At 50.4% G+C, this 19,079-nt stretch carries 19 protein-coding genes and 1 pseudogene; 11 read left to right on the top strand and 9 right to left on the bottom strand.

Annotated features, from left to right (window positions below; translation table 11 throughout):
• The first annotated feature begins 795 nt into the window (after positions 1–795).
• The 3 genes from PPOP_RS08540 to PPOP_RS08530 are packed head-to-tail and all read left to right on the top strand — an operon-like array spanning position 796 to position 3,096.
• Positions 796–1,626, top strand: coding sequence for an amino acid ABC transporter substrate-binding protein (locus tag PPOP_RS08540; RefSeq protein ID WP_042228013.1), 831 nt, complete (start codon positions 796–798; stop codon positions 1,624–1,626).
• Positions 1,627–1,640: 14 nt separating this feature from the next.
• Entirely contained in the window at positions 1,641–2,306 is a 666-nt protein-coding gene (locus PPOP_RS08535; RefSeq protein WP_042228011.1) for an amino acid ABC transporter permease, read from the top strand.
• A 10-nt stretch (positions 2,307–2,316) separates the two neighbouring features.
• On the top strand, positions 2,317–3,096 hold the full coding sequence (locus tag PPOP_RS08530) for an amino acid ABC transporter ATP-binding protein (RefSeq protein ID WP_006285807.1): 780 nt from the start codon (positions 2,317–2,319) through the stop codon (positions 3,094–3,096).
• Between the two features lie 135 nt (positions 3,097–3,231).
• Here the strand turns inward: PPOP_RS08530 and PPOP_RS08525 are convergent, their stop codons facing one another.
• On the bottom strand, positions 3,232–4,500 hold the full coding sequence (locus PPOP_RS08525) for a stalk domain-containing protein (RefSeq protein ID WP_052516601.1): 1,269 nt from the start codon (positions 4,498–4,500) through the stop codon (positions 3,232–3,234).
• A 251-nt stretch (positions 4,501–4,751) separates the two neighbouring features.
• Here PPOP_RS08525 and PPOP_RS08520 point away from each other — a divergent pair, with 251 nt between their 5' ends.
• Positions 4,752–5,570: a WcbI family polysaccharide biosynthesis putative acetyltransferase gene (locus tag PPOP_RS08520; RefSeq protein ID WP_052516600.1), complete on the top strand. Its 819-nt coding sequence runs from the start codon at positions 4,752–4,754 to the stop codon at positions 5,568–5,570.
• A gap of 130 nt (positions 5,571–5,700) precedes the next feature.
• Here the strand turns inward: PPOP_RS08520 and PPOP_RS08515 are convergent, their stop codons facing one another.
• The 4 genes from PPOP_RS08515 to PPOP_RS08500 all read right to left on the bottom strand — a co-directional run bounded on the left by PPOP_RS08515 (position 5,701) and on the right by PPOP_RS08500 (position 10,803).
• Entirely contained in the window at positions 5,701–6,711 is a 1,011-nt protein-coding gene (locus PPOP_RS08515) for an ETX/MTX2 family pore-forming toxin (protein WP_006285803.1), read from the bottom strand.
• Positions 6,712–7,025: 314 nt separating this feature from the next.
• Positions 7,026–8,021 (bottom strand): beta-channel forming cytolysin, encoded by a 996-nt coding sequence (locus tag PPOP_RS08510; RefSeq protein ID WP_006285801.1) that lies wholly within the window; start codon positions 8,019–8,021, stop codon positions 7,026–7,028.
• Between the two features lie 395 nt (positions 8,022–8,416).
• Positions 8,417–9,733: a glutamate-1-semialdehyde 2,1-aminomutase gene (locus PPOP_RS08505; RefSeq protein ID WP_006285800.1), complete on the bottom strand. Its 1,317-nt coding sequence runs from the start codon at positions 9,731–9,733 to the stop codon at positions 8,417–8,419.
• Positions 9,730–10,803, bottom strand: coding sequence for an LCP family protein (locus PPOP_RS08500; protein ID WP_006285799.1), 1,074 nt, complete (start codon positions 10,801–10,803; stop codon positions 9,730–9,732). The genes PPOP_RS08505 and PPOP_RS08500 overlap by 4 nt, the downstream gene beginning before the upstream one ends.
• 186 nt (positions 10,804–10,989) lie before the next feature.
• Between PPOP_RS08500 and PPOP_RS08495 the strand changes: the two genes are divergently transcribed.
• The 4 genes from PPOP_RS08495 to PPOP_RS08480 all read left to right on the top strand — a co-directional run bounded on the left by PPOP_RS08495 (position 10,990) and on the right by PPOP_RS08480 (position 14,194).
• Positions 10,990–12,087: an ABC transporter ATP-binding protein gene (locus PPOP_RS08495; protein ID WP_006285798.1), complete on the top strand. Its 1,098-nt coding sequence runs from the start codon at positions 10,990–10,992 to the stop codon at positions 12,085–12,087.
• Complete coding sequence (locus tag PPOP_RS08490) at positions 12,080–12,874, top strand: ABC transporter permease (protein WP_006285797.1); 795 nt, start codon at positions 12,080–12,082, stop codon at positions 12,872–12,874. Before PPOP_RS08495 ends, PPOP_RS08490 begins: the two co-directional genes overlap by 8 nt.
• A gap of 3 nt (positions 12,875–12,877) precedes the next feature.
• A complete protein-coding gene (locus PPOP_RS08485) occupies positions 12,878–13,663 on the top strand; it encodes an ABC transporter permease (protein ID WP_042228006.1) in 786 nt (261 codons plus the stop codon).
• A 330-nt stretch (positions 13,664–13,993) separates the two neighbouring features.
• Entirely contained in the window at positions 13,994–14,194 is a 201-nt protein-coding gene (locus tag PPOP_RS08480) for a hypothetical protein (protein ID WP_006285795.1), read from the top strand.
• A 560-nt stretch (positions 14,195–14,754) separates the two neighbouring features.
• Here PPOP_RS08480 and PPOP_RS08475 read toward each other — a convergent pair.
• Complete coding sequence (locus PPOP_RS08475; RefSeq protein ID WP_042228004.1) at positions 14,755–15,168, bottom strand: hypothetical protein; 414 nt, start codon at positions 15,166–15,168, stop codon at positions 14,755–14,757.
• Between the two features lie 251 nt (positions 15,169–15,419).
• Between PPOP_RS08475 and PPOP_RS08470 the strand changes: the two are divergent.
• Positions 15,420–15,689, top strand: a pseudogene (locus tag PPOP_RS08470) (peroxiredoxin); the annotation flags it as partial.
• A 636-nt stretch (positions 15,690–16,325) separates the two neighbouring features.
• Positions 16,326–16,571 carry a hypothetical protein gene (locus tag PPOP_RS08465; protein WP_042228002.1) on the top strand — a complete coding sequence of 82 codons (246 nt, stop codon included), beginning with the start codon at positions 16,326–16,328 and terminating at the stop codon, positions 16,569–16,571.
• A 212-nt stretch (positions 16,572–16,783) separates the two neighbouring features.
• Here PPOP_RS08465 and PPOP_RS19380 read toward each other — a convergent pair whose 3' ends face one another.
• The 3 genes from PPOP_RS19380 to PPOP_RS08455 form a co-directional block, all read right to left on the bottom strand.
• A complete protein-coding gene (locus PPOP_RS19380; protein ID WP_159101823.1) occupies positions 16,784–17,128 on the bottom strand; it encodes an integrase core domain-containing protein in 345 nt (114 codons plus the stop codon).
• Positions 17,129–17,161: 33 nt separating this feature from the next.
• The gene (locus PPOP_RS19375) at positions 17,162–17,443 is read right to left on the bottom strand and encodes a transposase (protein WP_093471017.1); all 282 of its coding nucleotides are present in this window, start codon (positions 17,441–17,443) and stop codon (positions 17,162–17,164) included.
• Positions 17,444–17,657: 214 nt separating this feature from the next.
• Positions 17,658–18,047 (bottom strand): hypothetical protein, encoded by a 390-nt coding sequence (locus tag PPOP_RS08455; RefSeq protein ID WP_006285790.1) that lies wholly within the window; start codon positions 18,045–18,047, stop codon positions 17,658–17,660.
• Between the two features lie 374 nt (positions 18,048–18,421).
• Here PPOP_RS08455 and bcp point away from each other — a divergent pair, with 374 nt between their 5' ends.
• Positions 18,422–18,901: a thioredoxin-dependent thiol peroxidase gene (gene bcp / locus PPOP_RS08450; RefSeq protein ID WP_042228000.1), complete on the top strand. Its 480-nt coding sequence runs from the start codon at positions 18,422–18,424 to the stop codon at positions 18,899–18,901.
• The last annotated feature ends 178 nt before the right edge of the window (positions 18,902–19,079 follow it).

Here is a 19,079-nt window from a genome sequence, read left to right as displayed (position 1 = left end):
CGAATAAATAGTCGATTCCCTCCGGGGTAAGATCATCAGCCGAAGTATCGAAAAAGGCAGCAGAACTTAGTATCATATTATAAGCGGATAAGAATAAAAAGAAGAGATATACGATAATCGTGATCAACATTCTCTTGTTAAAAATGGCTTGTTTCAGTTCCTGTTTGAACATAAGGGATCACCCGACGAATTCGTTTTTTGAGAATAAGGTCCTATAAAGACAGCCCCTTGTCCCTTGCAAGGGACAAGGGGCTGTCAAATCTAGTGATTTCATTACTGTTAGTAGGAATCGGGATTCCAAGCACCGGTGACATTATATCTGCTTAAAAAACCGCCGTCACCGGTTTTGGCCCTTAAGCGATATTGTTTATTTTGCGCCATGCCTTTGCTAGTAAATACATACGAGCCTGCTGAACTTGTTGTGTACGTATCCGTTCTTTGAACACCGTCTGAATTGACGACCACAAAGTTCATTAGTACTTTCGATTCAACAGAATCGACCCGTACGACCGGTTCTTCATCCTTTGTATAGCAAATATTTACTACTGGACTTGATTCTATCAGTATATTCCAAATTATGCAATCATAAAATGGATATTTTTACAAAAATATTTGATGTCCGCATCGGTTGTGACAGGGGGTTGATTGACTTCGTTGTCCATAAATAGGGTTAACTTATCGGAATTATATGAAAAAAAGATTGTATCCCCCCGGGAAGCGTGGTATCATCGGAACAAAACATCGGCTTCACGATGGCATCGAATGATATTTCACCTTCAGGGGGTTGTGCGCGATATGAAAAGAAGAATGTTCACATTTCTGTTGATTGCCCTTGCCGCCATGATAATGGCGGCTTGCGGCAGCCAGAGCGAGGGCGCTAATTCAGCATCTGGAGAAGGGGCGGCTGCATCGGCGGAGGCGGGTGGCTTGCTGGAGGAAATCAAGGCGAGCGGGAAGCTTCGCATCGGTACCGAGGGGACGTATCCGCCATTCACGTTCCATGACGACAGCGGCAAGCTGACCGGGTTCGACGTCGAGATTGCCGAAGAGGTCGCGCAGCGGTTAGGCGTGACGCCGGAATTCGTCGAAGCGAAGTGGGACGGGATGTTCGCCGGGTTGGACGCGAAGCGGTTCGATATTGTCGTGAACCAGGCGGGCATCAACGAAGAGCGCAAGCGGAAGTATGATTTTTCCGATCCATACAGTGTATCGCAAGCGGTGCTGATCGTGCATGAAGATAATGAGGAGGTGAAGGCTTTTGCGGATATTCAAGGCAAAAAAGCCGGCCAATCGCTCACTTCCAATATGACGGAGCTGGCGGAAGAGTTCGGTGCGGACATCGTGCCGACGGATAGCTTCAACCAGGCGATCGAATTGCTTGTCACGAAGCGCACGGAGGTCACGGTGAACGACAGCCTGTCCTACCTCGATTTCAAAAAGCATCGTCCCAACGCCAAGGTGAAGGTCGTGGCTGAGCATGCGAATGCTGCCCGCAGCGGCATCCTGCTGCGCAAAGGCAATCCGGAGCTGGTCGACGCATTGAATAAAGCGCTGGCGGATATGCAGGCCGACGGCTCGTATTTGAACATTTCTCAGAAATACTTTCATGCTGACATTTCAAAATAATCGGGTGGTTGCTTATGGATAAGAACATACAAATCTTTATCGATTCGCTATGGCCCTTGCTCAAATCGGGGTTGCTGTTTGCGATTCCGCTTACGCTGATCTCGTTCGCGCTTGGTCTGGTGCTCTCTCTATTGACAGCGCTGGCCCGCTTGTCGAATATCCGGCCGCTCGTGTGGGCCGCCCGCTTCTATGTCTGGATCATCCGAGGGACGCCACTGCTTGTTCAATTATTCATTATTTTCTACGGCCTGCCCAGCGTCGGCATTACGATCGGAGCGTTCCCGGCTGCGATCATCGGGTTCTCACTGAGTGTCGGCGCCTACAACGCGGAAGTGCTGCGGGCTGCTATTCAATCGATCCCGCAGGGACAGTGGGAGGCGGCGGCATCGCTTAGCATGACGCGCAGCCAGATTTTGCGGCGGATTATACTGCCGCAAGCGTGCAGGGTGTCGGTGCCGCCGCTGTCGAATTCGTTCATCAGCCTGGTGAAGGATACATCGCTTGCCGCCACCATTACGGTGACGGAGATGTTCCAGCGCGCCCAGCAGATTGCCGCGGCTACCTACGAGCATATGCTCATCTATTGCGAAGTGGCCCTCCTTTATTTATTGTTCAGCACGATGTTGTCCGCCCTGCAGGCGAGGGCAGAAAAATATTTTGAACGCTACGCCGTTCGATAGGAGCAGGTTCATGATAGACATGAAAGAGGTGCGCAAATATATTGGAGACGTTCCGATCTTGAAAGGGATCAATCTGCATGTGAACAAAGGGGAGACGGTCGTTATTATCGGCCCTTCAGGCTCCGGCAAGTCGACGCTGCTTCGCTGCTTGAATCTGCTGGAGCAGCCGACGAGCGGTTCGGTTCGCATTGGCGAGACGGAGCTCCATTTCCGGGAGGGGACGGGGTTGGCGCGGGCAGTATTAATGAAGCTGCGCCGGCATACCGGGATGGTGTTCCAGGCACATCATTTGTTCCCGCATATGACCGTGCTGCAAAATGTGATGGAAGGTCCGGTTACGGTACGGGGGAGAGCGCAAGCGGAAGCGCGCGCCAGCGCGCTAACGCTGCTGGAGAAGGTCGGATTGGCCGCTAAGGCGGAGGCGTACCCGTACCAGTTGTCGGGCGGGCAGCAGCAGCGGGTCGGCATCGCGCGGGCATTGGCATTGGAGCCGGATGTCATGTTGTTCGATGAACCTACGTCAGCGCTTGATCCCGAAATCGCGGGCGAAGTGTTGAACGTGATGGCGGAGCTGAAGCAGGAAGGGATGACGATGGTGATCGTCACCCATGAGATGCAGTTCGCACGCTGCATGGCTGACCGGGTTATGTTCCTGGATCAAGGGATTATCATCGAGGAAGGCGCGCCAGAGCAACTGTTCGACAAGCCCGCCCAGGAGCGGACGCGGCAATTTCTTCACCGTCTCCATTGGAAGCAGGATGTGCCAGTCACACCTTCACAGGTGATATGAAGGACGCTCCGGCACGACGCCATATGCCAACAGGACAGCTCTCGGTGCGTCGCAGTGCATCCAGCGAATTCATTACAAGTTGAAAAATAAACGGGAAACAGCCGACCGTGAAGGTCGGCTGTTTCCTTTTCCTTGTTACTGCTTCAATGGCATCATGCTCTTCTCGATCTGTGCCATCGCGTCTTCCCCGATGAGCCCCAGTCTCCAGATGGCCGTGCCTTTCAGCTTGTGCCGCTTGGCAAGCCCGATAACCGAAGCGACGGACTGGCTGTTCTCGCTGCCCATCGATAAGCCGAGGATCAGCTTGTGCCGCGGCACTTCCTTCAACGCGAGTTGAATCGCCTCGTCCACTTTATGTAACGGTTCCGGGGCTTTTTCATCCTCGAACGCGTACGCCATAATAATGATATCGTTCGCTTCGGAGGCGAGCGTCTTATAATCGTATCCTTGATAAGCACCGTTCAGCGGATGCAGCACGAGCGTCAGCTTCAGATCGGCGGCTCTTGCTTGCTTGGCAAGCTGCGCAACGAAGCGGTTGTAGTCCTGCTTCGCCTTGGCGATGTCGCCTGACAGTCCCAAGCCTTCAAAATCAAGCGCAATCCCGGAAAAGCCCTTTTCCTGCGCCAACTGGATGATATCTTCCCTTGCCTTGTCCGCGAGCGCTTCATCCTCCAGCATGTTGGTAAGCTCGTCCTTGCGATCCGAGGCGAAGACCATCAAATAGGGGCTGGTCCCGTCCTGCTTCGCTCCATTCACGATCGATTCCGGCGTAATCTCTCCCGCCGGCTCCGGCCAGTAGAAGTCTTCGCCGCTGGTTGTAAGCGTGCTATCCTCCTGCAGCCGTGCCCAGCCGAAGGCCGCCGCATCGAATTGCGTCAGGAGATGGCGCTCCTTGAAGGAAGAGATGGCATAATAGGTCATGCTGTACATCTGCTTCGGCGGCGATTGAATAGAGACCGTCTTCGCTGCGGCATTCCAGGATACCTGCGCCCCGAACTGCTTGCTGAAGAAGCTGAGCGGAATATACGTCGTGCCTGCCGTAGCCAACGGCGCTATGGACAGCGCGACAGACTGCCCGTCCACCTGCGCTGCCTTCTGATTCAACTGCAGCAGAACGGACTTTTCCCCATCCGCCGTCGATTGCTTCGCGGCCACGGTCTTGGTCTTCGAATCCCATGTTACCTCGATGCCCAGCGCTTCGGCGATGCCGCGGAACGGAACCATAGTCGTCCCTTGTATAATCATCGGCTTCGCCGAAAATTCCAGCGGGTAACCATCCAGCACAATCTTCGTTTCTTCTGCTGTCTTCGGCTCCCCGGCGGCCTGCGCGGCTTGTCGCGGGAGCAGCATCGCTGCTATAACGATCACCGCCAACATAGAATAGATATAACGCCTCTTTTTCATAGAACGCCCCTCTTTCTTTCGCACATCCATTCGATCGCGAATCTACAACTCTATTTTTCTGTTTCTATTTTACGCAAAAACGGGGAGTATTGCCATACAAATAATAGAAGGAGGGGGGAGTTCGCCGATTATTTGGGTAAGCGGACAGGGCAAAATGACCCTGACAGATGGCATTGGCTCTGCATCATATGTACAAACCGAAAAAAGGGACTATGACTAAACCCGCAAAGGGGCAAGGGGAGTGGAGCGCAGTGAAGAAATGCATTGTGTTTGCGAACTGCCATGGGATTCCGATTCGCAAATATTTGGCTTCGTCGGTGACGTTCCGCCAATTCTACGAAGGGGTAGAGGTGCCGATGATCCAGGTATGCAATCAGGCCACCGGCATCGGCGATCACCTGTTGAGCCAATGTGATTTGTTCATCTATATGAGAACGAGCGATGCCTTCGGGCCCTATCTGTCCACCGACTATCTACTGACCAGACTGCCGGACCACTGCATCCGCATCAGCATCGGCAATGCTTTTTTCCTGTCCTATTATCCTCAGTTCATTCCGGACAATAAGGAGCCGCTGTTCGCCTATGCGGATCAGAATGTTATCCGCTTGCTGCAAGCGGGAGTAAGCAAAGAGATGATTATGGCCATCTTGTCAGCGGAGAATTACTATTCCGCTCCGTATTTGCATGCATATCATCATGATTTCATGCTCAATTTGCGGAGCCGGGAAGCGGGAATCGACATCCCTCTGGCCGATTTCATCGAACAAAACTACCGGAGGGATCATTTATTCGCCACGATTTGCCATCCGCAGTTCCAGATTATACGATACTTGGCGATGAACATTTTGGAACGGCTTCACATTTCAGGCCAGGAGATTGCGCATGTCGTTCACGACACGGACTTCATCGATCTGATTCACCCGATATACCCGAGCGTGATCAAGCATCTGGAGCTGCGCTTCGTGCGGCCGGAAGACCGGATTTACACCTTGGGCAGTGAAATTCTGACCTTCCCGGAATATATTTCGCGGTATGTCGATTATCATGCGCAGGCTATGAGAGGGAGCTAGAACCGTGCCGTGCTTCAGACGGCGAGCTTCCAGCGGTCTGATCCGGGAATAGACTGTTTACAGTGAGTCCATAATAATAGCCGTTTCTTTCTAGATAGAAAGAAACGGCTGCAGTGCTGTAATAAAATAATCAATTCATATGGATTGGAATCGTATTATTATCTACAAGCTGAGGTTCTCCGTCGGTCACATCATAGGTTGTGACGGTGAAATCGGCGCCATATACGCCTGAAAAAGAACCTTTCCCGCTTACTTCAAGAGAAGTAAATGCATTAGCGTCCACTCCGGTTCCGCTTGTTGTAATCTGAACTCCGGCATTTTTGATTTCTTGCTGCTGACTAGCTGTCAGGCCGGCATAATGTCTCCCTAGAAAATCGTCGTACGTAAATTGCTTGCTAGTTTGCATGCCCATCCAGCCCGTACATATACCAGTCGCTTTGATTACGCTGCGATTGGCCTTCGTGTTTTCTGTTCGCCCTGTAAATACAACATCTCCGCGATACGTCCTTTGGTGGAACTCCACGACGGCTTTATACGTTTTGTGCGGGGGAACTTTCACGGGTTGCGCAGGCGCTTCTAAGGTATCGGATTCACTTGTCGTTTTCGTTTCCGGACTGCCTGTGTTGTATTCCAGATCTATTTTGCCCACTCCCTTTAAAATGAGCGGGAGAATGAATTTATTGACGAGCTCCCCGAGTCCGCCAACTTTGAATCCGGTAGATATACTGGTTGATTGCGATACCGTATACGTCTTGCTAAATTTCGACGTGTTGTAGGTTTGCTCTTCATTCGTATTATTGGTAAATATGTTTTCTCCTACAAATACAGGTATCGTTGAATCATAGTGTATATTTTCCGTTCTCGCATCAATAGACAAATCGATTACGGGCGTAACGCTATCTGGATTAGCCCGAAGCTTATATATAAAACCAGTACTTTCAGGGTTGGCCATGGTATTTGCCAGATGATTTTGGTAATAATACGTGCCTACCTTTTGAAGCACTTCATTCACATCCACGATCCCGATGCTTTTTTCTTGGGCAATCGATGCTTGGGCATAAGCCTGGGGCGGAGCGGAAACGCTTCCAATTATAAGGAAAGAGAGGCCGATAATAAGGCTAGCTTTTACATATTTTCTCATTTTGTATTCCCTCCGATTGATCATGATGATAGTTTTGCGTCCTGAGCCTCCTGTCCTCCGGGATACATTTATCGTATCACGGCTGCCGCTTCCTTATTGCATAAGGATGGTTATATATTGTTTCAATTGTGCAACCATAATGGGCTTCATCACGCTTCCCATCCTGCCATCCTTCTACCTTGATGCGAACGCAAATGACCCGAAAGAGGGTCACTTTGATGAAGTGTCTCTCTTTCGGGTCATCGTTCAATGACGTATACTCAACCGTATGTAAAGGCAGATGGTTGAGATGAACTCCGTGCTTCTATCATAATTTACTTAACCTCTACTACTTGATTGTTTTTCCAATCAAGTATATATTTTGTAGTCGAGGTTGATTGGAAGGTGTCTTTTTCATTGCTTCCTACCCAAAACCCAAGCCCAAACAGTTCACTATGCCAGTGTAGCTTATAGTTATCTTGCGTTCTTCCTAAATGTACAGTTAATTCAGAAAAGGAATCAGATTTATCTGCAATGACAACGGCGACAACGGCAGGGGAAAAGCTATAAGCCGCTAAAGCAGGCATTTGATCGCTGGCAAGAAAATTATCTTTTGCCCAAACTTGGCTGTTGCGCGACTTGCTAAAAAGCTCATTCCCATAATTAAAAGTTAGTGAATTCCTATCATACGGACCCGATCCTTGGTTCATAGCAGAAACAAAGGGAACCTTCCATTCCACTTTTTTATCGGTATCGGTTTCTAAAACCGTTTTGTAGTCTGCTTGTTGATAAGAAACGGTGGTTGACCAATTGCTCGTTCTACCAGGGACAGGGACATTCCCTACAGGGGTAGGGATACCGCTTACTGAACCACCAATGGTATATCCAATGGTAGATGATACCGTTCTTGTATCAATTGTATTCGTAGGAGAAACCTTGAAAAATTCCCCGCTTCCGTTTAATTCCATTGCTAACCTATAAGAAGATGCCCATTGTAATGTCGCATTATAATAACCTTTATCCTGATCATTAAAAGAGATTTTTTTGTCCGCATCAATGTTGCTTCCTTCTGTAGTAATGATTGCAATTTTTTTATTCGTATAGGGATCGTCAATAAAGGAAGCATTAAGAGAAGTTTTTATTTTTTTGTCCTTGTCATAGCTTGTAGATAAGTTATTGTATACCATTGCGCCTTGTCCAATATCAATTGGAGAATTTTTCGCTACTTCTGCAGAGATAGTTGCTCCATGTAAGGTTAGAGAACCTAGTAAAATAGCAACTGCGGTTACACTTTTAAAAAGTAGTTGTGCACTTTTTTTCTTTTTTATCATATGTTCCACTCCATTCTCTTCTACTTCCTACACTGTTAGCGTTAACGCTTGGATGTCCAATTGCTAATGTGGCTAGATTGTCAGAAGCGTGTACATCCCTGTCTATTTCTAGCCCGTAAAGGATACCGATACCATTTTTCAGCTTCTACAAAGCGAATACCCTCGCGTTTGTAGCATCGGTTAGCCTCCTTTTCTTCGGGTTAAGGTTATCATATCACGGCTGCCGCTTCCTCATCATATAAGGATGGTTATATATTGTTTCAATTGTGTTAATGACCCGGGATAAGCAAAAACGATCACCCCCGCACAGTTCTGGGGGTGATCGCTGCCGCATGTTCATCCTATGTTGCTGTAACCATAAGGACGGTCTATTTCCTGCTTGCGCCTTTCAAGTGTTAGAGCTTCATGCGGCGGAACGATTCATGCGCCGCTTCGATGGTGTGGTCGATATTCTCGCCGGTATGTGCGGTCGTCAGGAACCATGCCTCATACTTCGAAGGCGCGAGGCAGATACCCTGGTCGAGCATATGGCGGAAGAAGGCGGCGAAGGCCTCGCTGTCCGCGTCCTGCGCTTCCTCGTAGTTCGTCACTGGATGATCGCAGAAATGCGTCGAGAACGATCCGCGAATTCGGTTGATCGTGAGCGGAATGCCGTAACGGTCGGCTCCTTCCTGAATGCCTTCCGTCAGGCGGATGGTCAGCTCCTCCATGCGCTCGTAGACGCCGGGCTCGGAGAGCACCTCCAGGCAAGCGATGCCTGCCGAGATCGAGGCAGGATTGCCTGCCATCGTGCCTGCCTGATAGGCGGGACCGAGCGGTGCGACCTGCTCCATGACATGCTTCCGTCCACCGTAGGCGCCGATCGGCAGTCCGCCGCCGATAATCTTGCCCATCGCGGTCAGATCCGGCTCGATGGCCGCGTGGTCCGGGAAGGCGGCGTACGTCTGCGCCGAGCCGTAATGGAAGCGGAACGCGCTGATGACCTCGTCGTAGATGACGAGTGAGCCATTGGCGCGAGTGAGCCGGCAAAGCCCTTCCAGGAAGCCGGGCTTCGGCATCACCATGCCGAAGTTGCCCACGATGGGCTCGATCATGACGGCGGCCACATCGTCGCCCCAGCGCTCAAGCGCCGCCTGCAGGCTGTTCAGGTCATTGAACGGCACGGTAATGACCTCTTGGGCGATGCTGGCTGGAATGCCGGCGCTATCCGGCACACCGAGCGTGGACGGGCCGGATCCGGCTGCCACAAGCACGAGGTCGGAGTGGCCGTGATAGCAGCCGGCGAACTTGATGACCTTCTCACGCTTCGTGTAGGCGCGGGCGACCCGGATCGTCGTCATGACGGCCTCGGTGCCGGAGTTGACGAAGCGGACCTTGTCGATGGAAGGGATCGCTTCCTTCAGCTTGCGGGCGAGCTTGATCTCCAGTTCGGTCGGTGTACCGTAGAGCGTGCCGTTCTGGGCGGCGCGCACGATCGCTTCCGTTACGTGCGGATGGGCATGCCCCGTAATCATCGGGCCGTAAGCGGCCAAATAATCAATATACCGGTTCCCGTCCACATCCCAGAAATGAGCCCCCTGCGCGCGCTCCATGAAAACGGGAGCTCCGCCGCCGACCGCCTTGAAGGAGCGGGACGGACTGTTCACGCCTCCGACGATATGCTGCAGCGCTTCTTCATACAATTGGGCGGAACGTTGTCGGTTCGTAGTCATGGGGATGAATCTCCTTTATTATCGTTGTTTTCTCCCGATGGGGAGTCGTCGATCTTGTCGTTCAGAGCATCTTGAATGTACTGCTTCAGCCGGTCATGGTCCAGGACTTGGAGCACGGCGGACTGATTGACCATCCGATCCGCCACATTGTCCATCGGCGGAAGCTGATGGCTCGGGCCGATCGTACTGTCATATCCGAGCACGGCCAGCTTAATGAGATCATCGGCGGTCAGATTGGTCTCCACATAAGGGGCGACCTTATGGATAAGCGCCGGAAGCTGGATGATCGACCAGGCGGACTTGAGCTTGGCGGCCACCGCCGTCAGCAGCTCGCGCTGGCGCTTCGTACGGGCGAAGTCGGACATGGCGTCATACCGGAATCGTACGTACATGAGCGCGGATTCGCCGCTCAAGATCTGCATTCCTTTTCTCAGATCAATATCGAATTCGTGGTTGTCCGCCTTGCTCGTATACTTCATATCCTTCTCGACATCCAATTCCACCCCGCCAATCGCATCGATGAGCTGGATGAAGCCTTGAAAATCGGTATACACGTAATACTGGATATCCAACCCGGTCAAATTGCCGACGGTCTTCATGGCGAGTTCCGGTCCGCCGTAAGCGAGAGCGGCATTGATGCGATCCTTGCCGAACCCGGGAATATCGACGTGCGTATCCCGCAGAATCGAGAGCAGATGCGCCTTGTTCGTAGCGGGATCGAAGGAGGCGAGCAGCAGCGAATCGGAGCGAGGCACCTCATCCGGCTTCATCTCTCGCGAGTCGCCGCCCAGCAGCAAAATATTGACGCGTTCCGAGCCTTCCCACTTCGGAGGCTCGACCTCCTTCGGTTCGGGGAGCTTGTTCACGACAGGCGCGAAGCGGGATTGATCCGGCGGTTTTTGGAGGCTGTTCAGACTGTTGTACATCGCCCAGACGTAGTAACCGACGCTGCCAATGAACAGTACGAGCAATACAACGAATGCGTGCTTCCAATACGTTTTGATCATCTGATAGGTCCTTTCCGCATCCGGCGGAGCAGTAAATGGTGGAGTTAACTCCGGTGCATTCATTCAAATCGAAATTCATGCTATATTAAAAGGTATGGATGTTAGTCCCGCATCTTGTCTATTCATTATAAAATCTTTACATTACCAAAATCAATTCACACGCCGGGCTTGCCCGGGGCGACGTGCGCATATATGCATGGTCTGCTTGGTAGTCGGACAACCAATTCGGCAAGGGGGAGGCTGACAACAATGAATGCGATTGAAGTACGGGATCTGCGCAAGACCTTCCGCGTGCAGAAAAACCGGGAAGGGCTGAGCGGTGCCTTATTCGACTTGTTCAAGCGCGAATATAATGAAGTGATGGCTGTGAAGGACATCTCCTTCACGATACCGCAGGGGGAAATATGCGGGTATATCGGCGAGAACGGCGCTGGCAAATCGACCACTATCAAAATGCTGACCGGCATCCTCGTTCCGACGGCCGGGGACATCCGGGTGAGCGGCTTCATCCCGCACGCAGAGCGGGAGCGGTTCGTTCAGGGCATCGGCGTTGTGTTCGGACAGCGGAGCCAGCTCTGGTGGGATATCGGCGTTATCGAATCCTTCCGCCTGCTGCGCAAGGTGTACCGGGTACCGGAGGCGGACTTCAAGCGGCGGCTGGACGAGCTGGTCGAGCGGCTTCAGCTTCAGGATCTGTTGAACCGGCCGGTAAGGAAGCTGAGCCTGGGCCAGCGCATGCGCTGCGAGCTGGTGGCGTCCCTGCTGCACCAGCCGTCGGTCCTGTTCCTCGACGAGCCGACCATCGGACTCGATATTGTCGTGAAGACGGAGATTCGCGATTTTCTCCTGACGATGAACCGCGAGCATGGCACGACGATTCTGCTGACGACACATGACCTGCAGGACATCGAAGCGCTCTGCACCCGCGTCATCATGCTTGATGACGGACGCATTATCTATGACGGAAGCCTGGATAGGCTGAAGTCTACCTGGGGCCAAGGACGAGAGGTTCGCTTCCAGTTCGCCAAGCCGATGCGCGCGAGCGATGTCGAGGCGCTGACCGCCGGGCTCGAAGCAACCTGGACGGTACACTCGCCATTCGAAGCGAGCATTCATGTGCCGCTGGACACGAATATTTCCGACGTCATCGGGCGCGTTGTCGGTGGAGCTTCCATCTCCGACCTGAAGATTATAGAGACGAACACGGACGACATCGTCCGCGAGATCTACAAGACAGGCAACGCGGAGCTGCCGGAGGGCGCAAGCGGGGCAGCGCAGAAGGGGAACGGCATGGCCGGAACCGATGCGGACGCCGAGCGGGAGAAGGGGGGGGTGCTTCGTGGCTAGCGCTTATCTCGATTTCATCCGGATCCGGTTTTTGACGATGCTGGCTTACCGGGTCAATTATTATTCCGGCATTCTCATTTACACGCTCAGCATCGGTATCTATTATTTCACGTGGCAGGCGATCTATGGGGGCCAAGGCTCGCTGGCGGGCTTCACCGCCGGGCAGATGACCACTTACATCGCGGTCTCGTGGATGGCCCGCGCCTTCTATTTCAATAATATGGACCGCGAGATTGCGAACGAGATTCGGGACGGCAGCGTCGCGATCCAGTTCATTCGTCCGTATCACTATTTGACTGTCAAAATGATGCAGGCCTTCGGCGAAGGCATCTTCCGCCTGCTCTTGTTCATGACGCCGGGCATGATTATTGCCTGCCTGCTGTTCCCGGTGGAGCTGCCGGCCGATCCGAAGCGCTGGCTCGTCTTCGCCTTGATGCTCTTTTTCAGCTTCCTGATCAATTCGCAGTTGAATATTCTTACGGGCCTGACTGCCTTTTTCGTGGAAAATAATGAGGGCATGATTCGGATGAAACGGGTGGTCGTCGATCTGTTCTCCGGCGTCATCGTGCCGATCTCGTTCTTCCCGGGCTGGCTCATTACGCTGAACGAATGGCTGCCGTTCCAGGCGATTACGTTCTTGCCGAGCTCGGTGTTCACCGGCCGCATCGAGGACGCCCAGATCCTGTCGGTGATCGGGATACAGGTCGCCTGGATCGCCGTGCTGATCATGCCCATTCTGTTGATGTGGCGTGCCGCACGGCAACGCCTGTTCGTGCAAGGAGGGTAGGGCATGTATTATTCTGGTCTCGTAGGAGGCTATTTGAAAAATTACTTAAAAACCCGTCTAACGTACCGTGTGGACTTCTGGATCGAAGTGCTGTCGGACCTGCTCTTCCAGGTGACGAACCTTATCTTCATCTTCGTCATTTTCATGCATACGCCGACGCTGGCGGGCTGGACGCGGGACGAGATGATCTTCGTCTATGGCTACTTCATGATTCCGTACGGTGTGTTTAGCTGCTTTTTCAATCTGTGGAATTTCAGCGAGCGCTATATTGTCAAAGGCGAGATGGACCGCATTCTGACCCGGCCGGCCCATAATCTGTTCCAGATTGTGCTGGAAAATGTCGATCCGCCCGCGCTGATCGGTTCCTTCGTCGGTGCCGTCATGATGGGCATCTGCTGGGCCCGGCTCGGACTCGGCTTCGGCCTGATCGAACTGCTCATGCTGCTTGTCATGCTGGCCGGATCTGTCATGGTCTACTTCGGCGTCTATGCGGCACTGACGTCGCTCTCGTTCTATACGGATGCCCCGACCGGCATCCTGCCGCTTGTCTTCAACATGCAGAGCTATGGGCGCTATCCGCTCACGATCTACAACCGTTTCCTCCAGGTGCTGTTGACCTGGGTGCTGCCGTTCGCCTTCGTCGGCATCGTCCCGGCCTCTTATTTCGTGGATGGGAAGGGCATGCAGCAGATCGCTTTGCTGACGCCGCTGATGGGCATCGCCTTCTTCGCGCTCGGCTTGACGCTGTGGAATGTCGGCGTCAAGCGGTACCGCGGGGCGGGCTCGTAGCTTGCGATAAGATATACGAAATTTTCTCGGAACTGAATAGGCGTGACTAGCTCTCACCTTTGCCAAGGTGGGGGCTAGCGCCTTTGAGAACTGTACTACATTGGACTGTTCATTTTTTTGGTTCATTTTGTTCGGCAACATCCGCTGCCACTATCCTAGGGCTTGAATGTTGTCTGAGATGATGTTTCTTGAGTAGAACAGAACAGGCGGAAGGGGTGAAATGCCATTATTATCGAAATTATTGTCTATCATGACCAATTCACTTATATCGAATGCTCGGAGGAAATCGGGGCTAATATCTGCGCCCTACAATGCGAATTCGATGATTTTTTGCTGAAGTTGGAGGGCAATCATCCGTTCCGGGAGTACCACGAAATCATTGAGCACGGCCAAGTGGTATTTAGCGGATATGTGAACGTATTTGGTGCGGAGCAATTCATAGATTGGCTGAATGTGGTAAGGTTCAAACGGGAAGTCGCGAAGGTCATTCCGAAGTTGGAAGAGCCGCCCGCTGACACGATTTACTTTTAACCGATGGAAGGAAGTATGCTGGCGGTGTCGGGATTGTTCCGTGCCGCATGTCTGCATGTGACGGAGCCTAAATAGCTGCCCGATGAGGAAAAAGAATAAAATGATTTTGCCAAAATTCATTATTATAGAAGTAATTATTTAGAGCCTGTTCAAAAAAACATTGAGGTTATTATACAGAAAACCCCCATGGCCTATCGGCCGCCACGACTGAATGAAAATGAAGGCTGCCAATTTGAGCTTCTTCTGCGCAAATAAAGATAGCAGTTCTAAGGCCGTATTTTTTTGATGAGCTACATTTGGAACAACGACCAGGGAATTGCTAAACCTTCATGACTGGCTATTGGAGCGAGAATGTGGACTGATCGAAGAACCCGATATACCATAGATTGATTAAAAATTTGTAGGGGGTGTCTTTTTGCGCTATTTTACAGAACCCTTCTACTTCAGTGTAAAGAACCACATCCTGCTACTTCGTGCAAGGAGTCATTTTCGTACAAAAAAAGCTGAGTTTAAGTGATTTTTACACTCAGCTTTTTTGGAGGTGTGACCTTACGGATATTTTAGAGAAAAGGGCTTCTTCGTCGGGGGGGTATAATATGCCAGTCCTTTAGATGATTCTCCATTTTTCCAAGTCTATTTGTTTCGATGAGGGAATGTGTGACATTTGCCAGCATCAGAAGGTCATAGTCAATGTTGTCATTCCCATCTTCATCGTAATATCTGCGTTGAACTACTTTTCCGTGTCTGACTAAATCTTTTAAACTTAGCTTCTGTCTTTTGGTTGGTAAGCTTCTTTTCTCTATTTCCTGGCTATGATGATTAGGGGCAGATTCACCTTTGTCTAAAGCCTGCCAGTAAAGAGCATAGTCTACCGGAAATAGAAAAGAAGCTGATGCTTTTTGTAGTTGTACAAGTTGACTGATAGGTAGTGCGAGAATAAGAGCAACCATGAGCATACAAATTCGCTTTTTCAAAAACAACAGCTCCTTTTTTATGTAAAATAATAACATATCGTTGGCTGTTGTCAAGAAAATTTTGGTATTTTACATAGGTCCGACGATCGGTTTCATAGTCTTTGTAGAGAAGGGGCAGCATGTATTCCAGGGATATGCGAATGGATTTGGCGCGCTCGCGATTGGTTGTTTTTTGAAAAAAGGAGCGTTCGATGGTAAGCTAGAGGCATCATGCAACGGCAGTCTTGGCTGCCGGGAAGGAGCTGCTGCAAATGATACCATCCGATCAAGTTCAACTCGGACAAACCGTGCCGGACTTTACGCTTCCGTCCTCGACGGGCGCCAATCTATCGCTGCGCGATTATGCGGGCAAGAAGGTCGTGCTCTATTTCTATCCGAAAGATATGACACCGGGCTGTACGCAGGAGGCCTGCGACTTCCGCGATTGCTACGGCGACTTCGAGAAATATAATGCGGTCGTGCTGGGCATTAGTCCGGATCATGTGAAGTCGCATGAGAAGTTCATTACGAAGCATGACCTGCGCCGATCGGGATGACCATGGGACTGTCAGTGGCAGCATAGAAGGAAAGCAGCTCCAGAGCGAAGACGCATAAGCGAAAGGGAACAGCGTCTTTGAAGGAAGCATCAGCATGAGCCAGAGCCACAGGTCTGTATGTGGCGGGATCCAAAATAGTTGCCCGATGATGATCCACGCAAGGAGGAGCAGGAAGGGCGCTTTTTTCCAAAGCGTGTAGGCGGTAAAAAAGGAACATCTATGATGAGTCAACAGGTTTGTATCGTTTAAATATGAAAAAGAAAGACATATAATTTACAATTTTTGTGTGCTATAATGTGTTTACAAGGGGAGTGAGCTTTTGAGGAAAGCTTGTCACTTCTATTGTTAGGTTCTTCTGAGAAATCTATAGCTGAACGATGGGACAGGGTTCGCCCACAGTGGCTATAGTATGAAGCGACTAAATGTTCATACAAAAAACCTTATACTACAACCATGGTGAATTGAGAACTCGCTTTTCCATTTGGGTGAAAAAGGAGATAGAATGAGGGAATCGTAGCTCATTTCTGATGACACTCGTTACCCAATAGGTTTGGGCTTGACTTCAACCGGAAAAAGAATAAAATGATTTTGCCAAAATTCATGATACAAGGAGGAGATGTCATGTCTCAAGATTCTTATTCTGAATTTTTAGAAGCTCTTTCTATGAATAGAGAGATAGAATTTACGTATAATGGGACTCTCTATGCCTTAGTATATCATCAAGAAGGCTGGTGTTTAGTCAATCGAAATGCTACTTTAAGTAAGTATTATAATGATAATCTTAAGTTATTAGAACTTGAAATTGATGGGCACACGATTAAGGAACTGTTAAAAAACAACAAGATTACAATAGAAGTAATTTTTTAGAGCCTGTTCAAAAAAACAACATTTTCATTTGAGGAGAGTCTGAAAAATAGATTCGTATGAACCATGATGAAGCTGGTTGAGACATGGATCTCGAATAACACGCGAAGCTATGGACGTGCAGTGGGTAGTGGGGTTCGGCAATCGGCTAAACACCCGAATTTTTGAGTTTCGGTCACTTAAACTAGCATTGGCTTAGCATTTCATCATTTTTCTTACACTTTCACGATCTTGGCCTTCACTTGTTGCATGGCCACTGCCTGACAGAACTGCTTTGGAGCCAGATCATACAGGCTTCCGTGCATGCGCCGCTCGTTGTAAAAGCGAATGTAGTTCGTCACGATCTCATACGCTTCCTGGTAGCTGCTGAAGGCATATCGTTGCAAGCATTCTGCTTCCAGTAGGCTGTGAAACGATTCGATGTGCGAATTCTTATTGGGCGTCTTCGGCGGAATTCGTTCATGTGTCACGTCATACGCTCGCTGTACACGCTTCTTCAAAGACATGTGAAATAAACTGCGGCCCGTTATCGTGCGAATGACCGGGCGCTGCTTCGTCATAAACATCTAGCGCTGCCACAAGGTGCGCTGAATTCATCCCGCCGCGTGCTTGCCTTCACCGGAGAGACCCATGTGGAAGTCAATCATCTCGCGGTTATTGGCTAGCCTGCGCGGATGTTGGATGCGTTTGCGCCGCTGCGGCTGAAGCATGTCCATCTCATCGAGCATCCGGTACAGCATCTTCGCATTTAAGTTATGGCGGCGCGCCACTTGCGCAGCATTGCCGACTTCTTTGGCTTCTTGAATCACTTGCTGTTTGAACTCCATCGTAAACCGTCTCCGTTGTATGAAAAATCCCCTCCATTGGTTCTGCATCTATATAGCTTACTACGTTTAGTAACCTAGACTCAAATCCAATTTCGGGGCTTAAGAGAAAGAACCCGATTTTTTCGACTTCTTCGCCACACCTGTTAATGCTGGAAACAAGGGGTTATTATGGGGAAAAAGCTGAGTTAAGTCATTTTTACACTCAGTTTTTTTGAAGGTGTGACCTTATGTATATTTAGAAAAAGGGCTTCGTTGGGTGGTTTCAATATGCCGGTCCTCTAGATGATTCTCCATTTTTCCAAGTCCATTTGTGACGATGAGGGAATGTGTGACAATTGTCACCATCAGAATGGTCGTAGTCAATGTCAACGTCGGCATTACCATCTCCATCGTAATATCTGCGTTGAACTACTTTTCCGTTTCTAACTAAATCTTTTGAACTTAGCTTCTGTCCTTTGGTTGGTAAGCTTCTTTTCTCTGTTTCCTCGCTATGATTATTAGGGACAGATTCACCTTTTTCTAAAGCCTGCCCGTAAAGAGCATAGTCTACCAGAAAAAGAATAGAAGCCGATGCTTTTTGTGACTGTACAAATTGACCGGTAGTTAATGCGAGAATAAGAGCAACCATGAGCATGCAAATTCGCTTTTTCAAAAAACCATCTCCTTTTTATGTAAAATAATAACATATCATTGGCTATTGTCAAGGAAATATTGGTATTTTTCATAGGTTCGATGATACCGGTTCATAGTCTTTATAGCGAAAAGGCAGCATGTATTCCAAGGCTATACGAATATTTGGCGCGGAGCAATTCATTGACTGGATAAATACAGCAATATTCAAGCGGGAAGTTGCGAAGGTCATTCCCAAGCCGCTGGAGCGGGCCGCTGATTCGATTTACTTTTAATGGGCAGGAGACGGGGCCGGCGCTGTCGCGATTGGTTATTTTTTGAAAAAGGGAGCGTTCGATGGTAAGCTAGAGGCATCATGCAACGGCAGTCTTGGCTGCCGGGAAGGAGCTGCTGCAAATGATACCATCCGATCAAGTTCAACTCGGACAAACCGTGCCGGACTTTACGCTTCCGTCCTCGACGGGCGCCAATCTATCGCTGCGCGATTATGCGGGCAAGAAGGTCGTGCTCTATTTCTATCCGAAAGATATGACACCGGGCTGTACGCAGGAGGCCTGCGACTTCCGCGATTGCCACGGCGACTTCGAGAAATATAATGCGGTCGTGCTGGGCATTAGTCCGGATCATGTGAAGTCGCATGAGAAGTTCATTACGAAGCATGACCTGCCGTTCCCGCTGCTGGCTGACACGGAGCATGAGGTGGCGGAACGGTTCGGCGTCTGGCAGTTGAAAAAAATGTGTGGCAAGGAGTATTACGGCGTCATTCGTTCGACCTTCCTGATCGATGAGGAAGGCAAACTGGCGAAGGAATGGTGCAAAGTGAAGGTGAACGGGCACACGGAAGAGGTGCTTGCGGCTGTGCGCGAGCTGGGTTAAGTGAATGTCATATAGAAAGGGCGGCTCAAGATCCAGAGGGGACATGGGCCGCTTTTTGCACAGCCGGTGTAGGCTTCGAATAAAGGCAGCACTCCTTGGCCATCATCGGATACGCTGCGGCATGTCGGCGATAAATTGGCACCATTAATGACGATGCCGGCCGGCTCCTATGTCTCGC

This window comes from Paenibacillus popilliae ATCC 14706, from assembly GCF_000315235.1.
GTDB lineage: Bacteria > Bacillota > Bacilli > Paenibacillales > Paenibacillaceae > Paenibacillus_B > Paenibacillus_B popilliae.
Note: the sequence above shows the minus strand (reverse complement) of the source record. Positions and strands in the feature narration are given on the sequence as shown.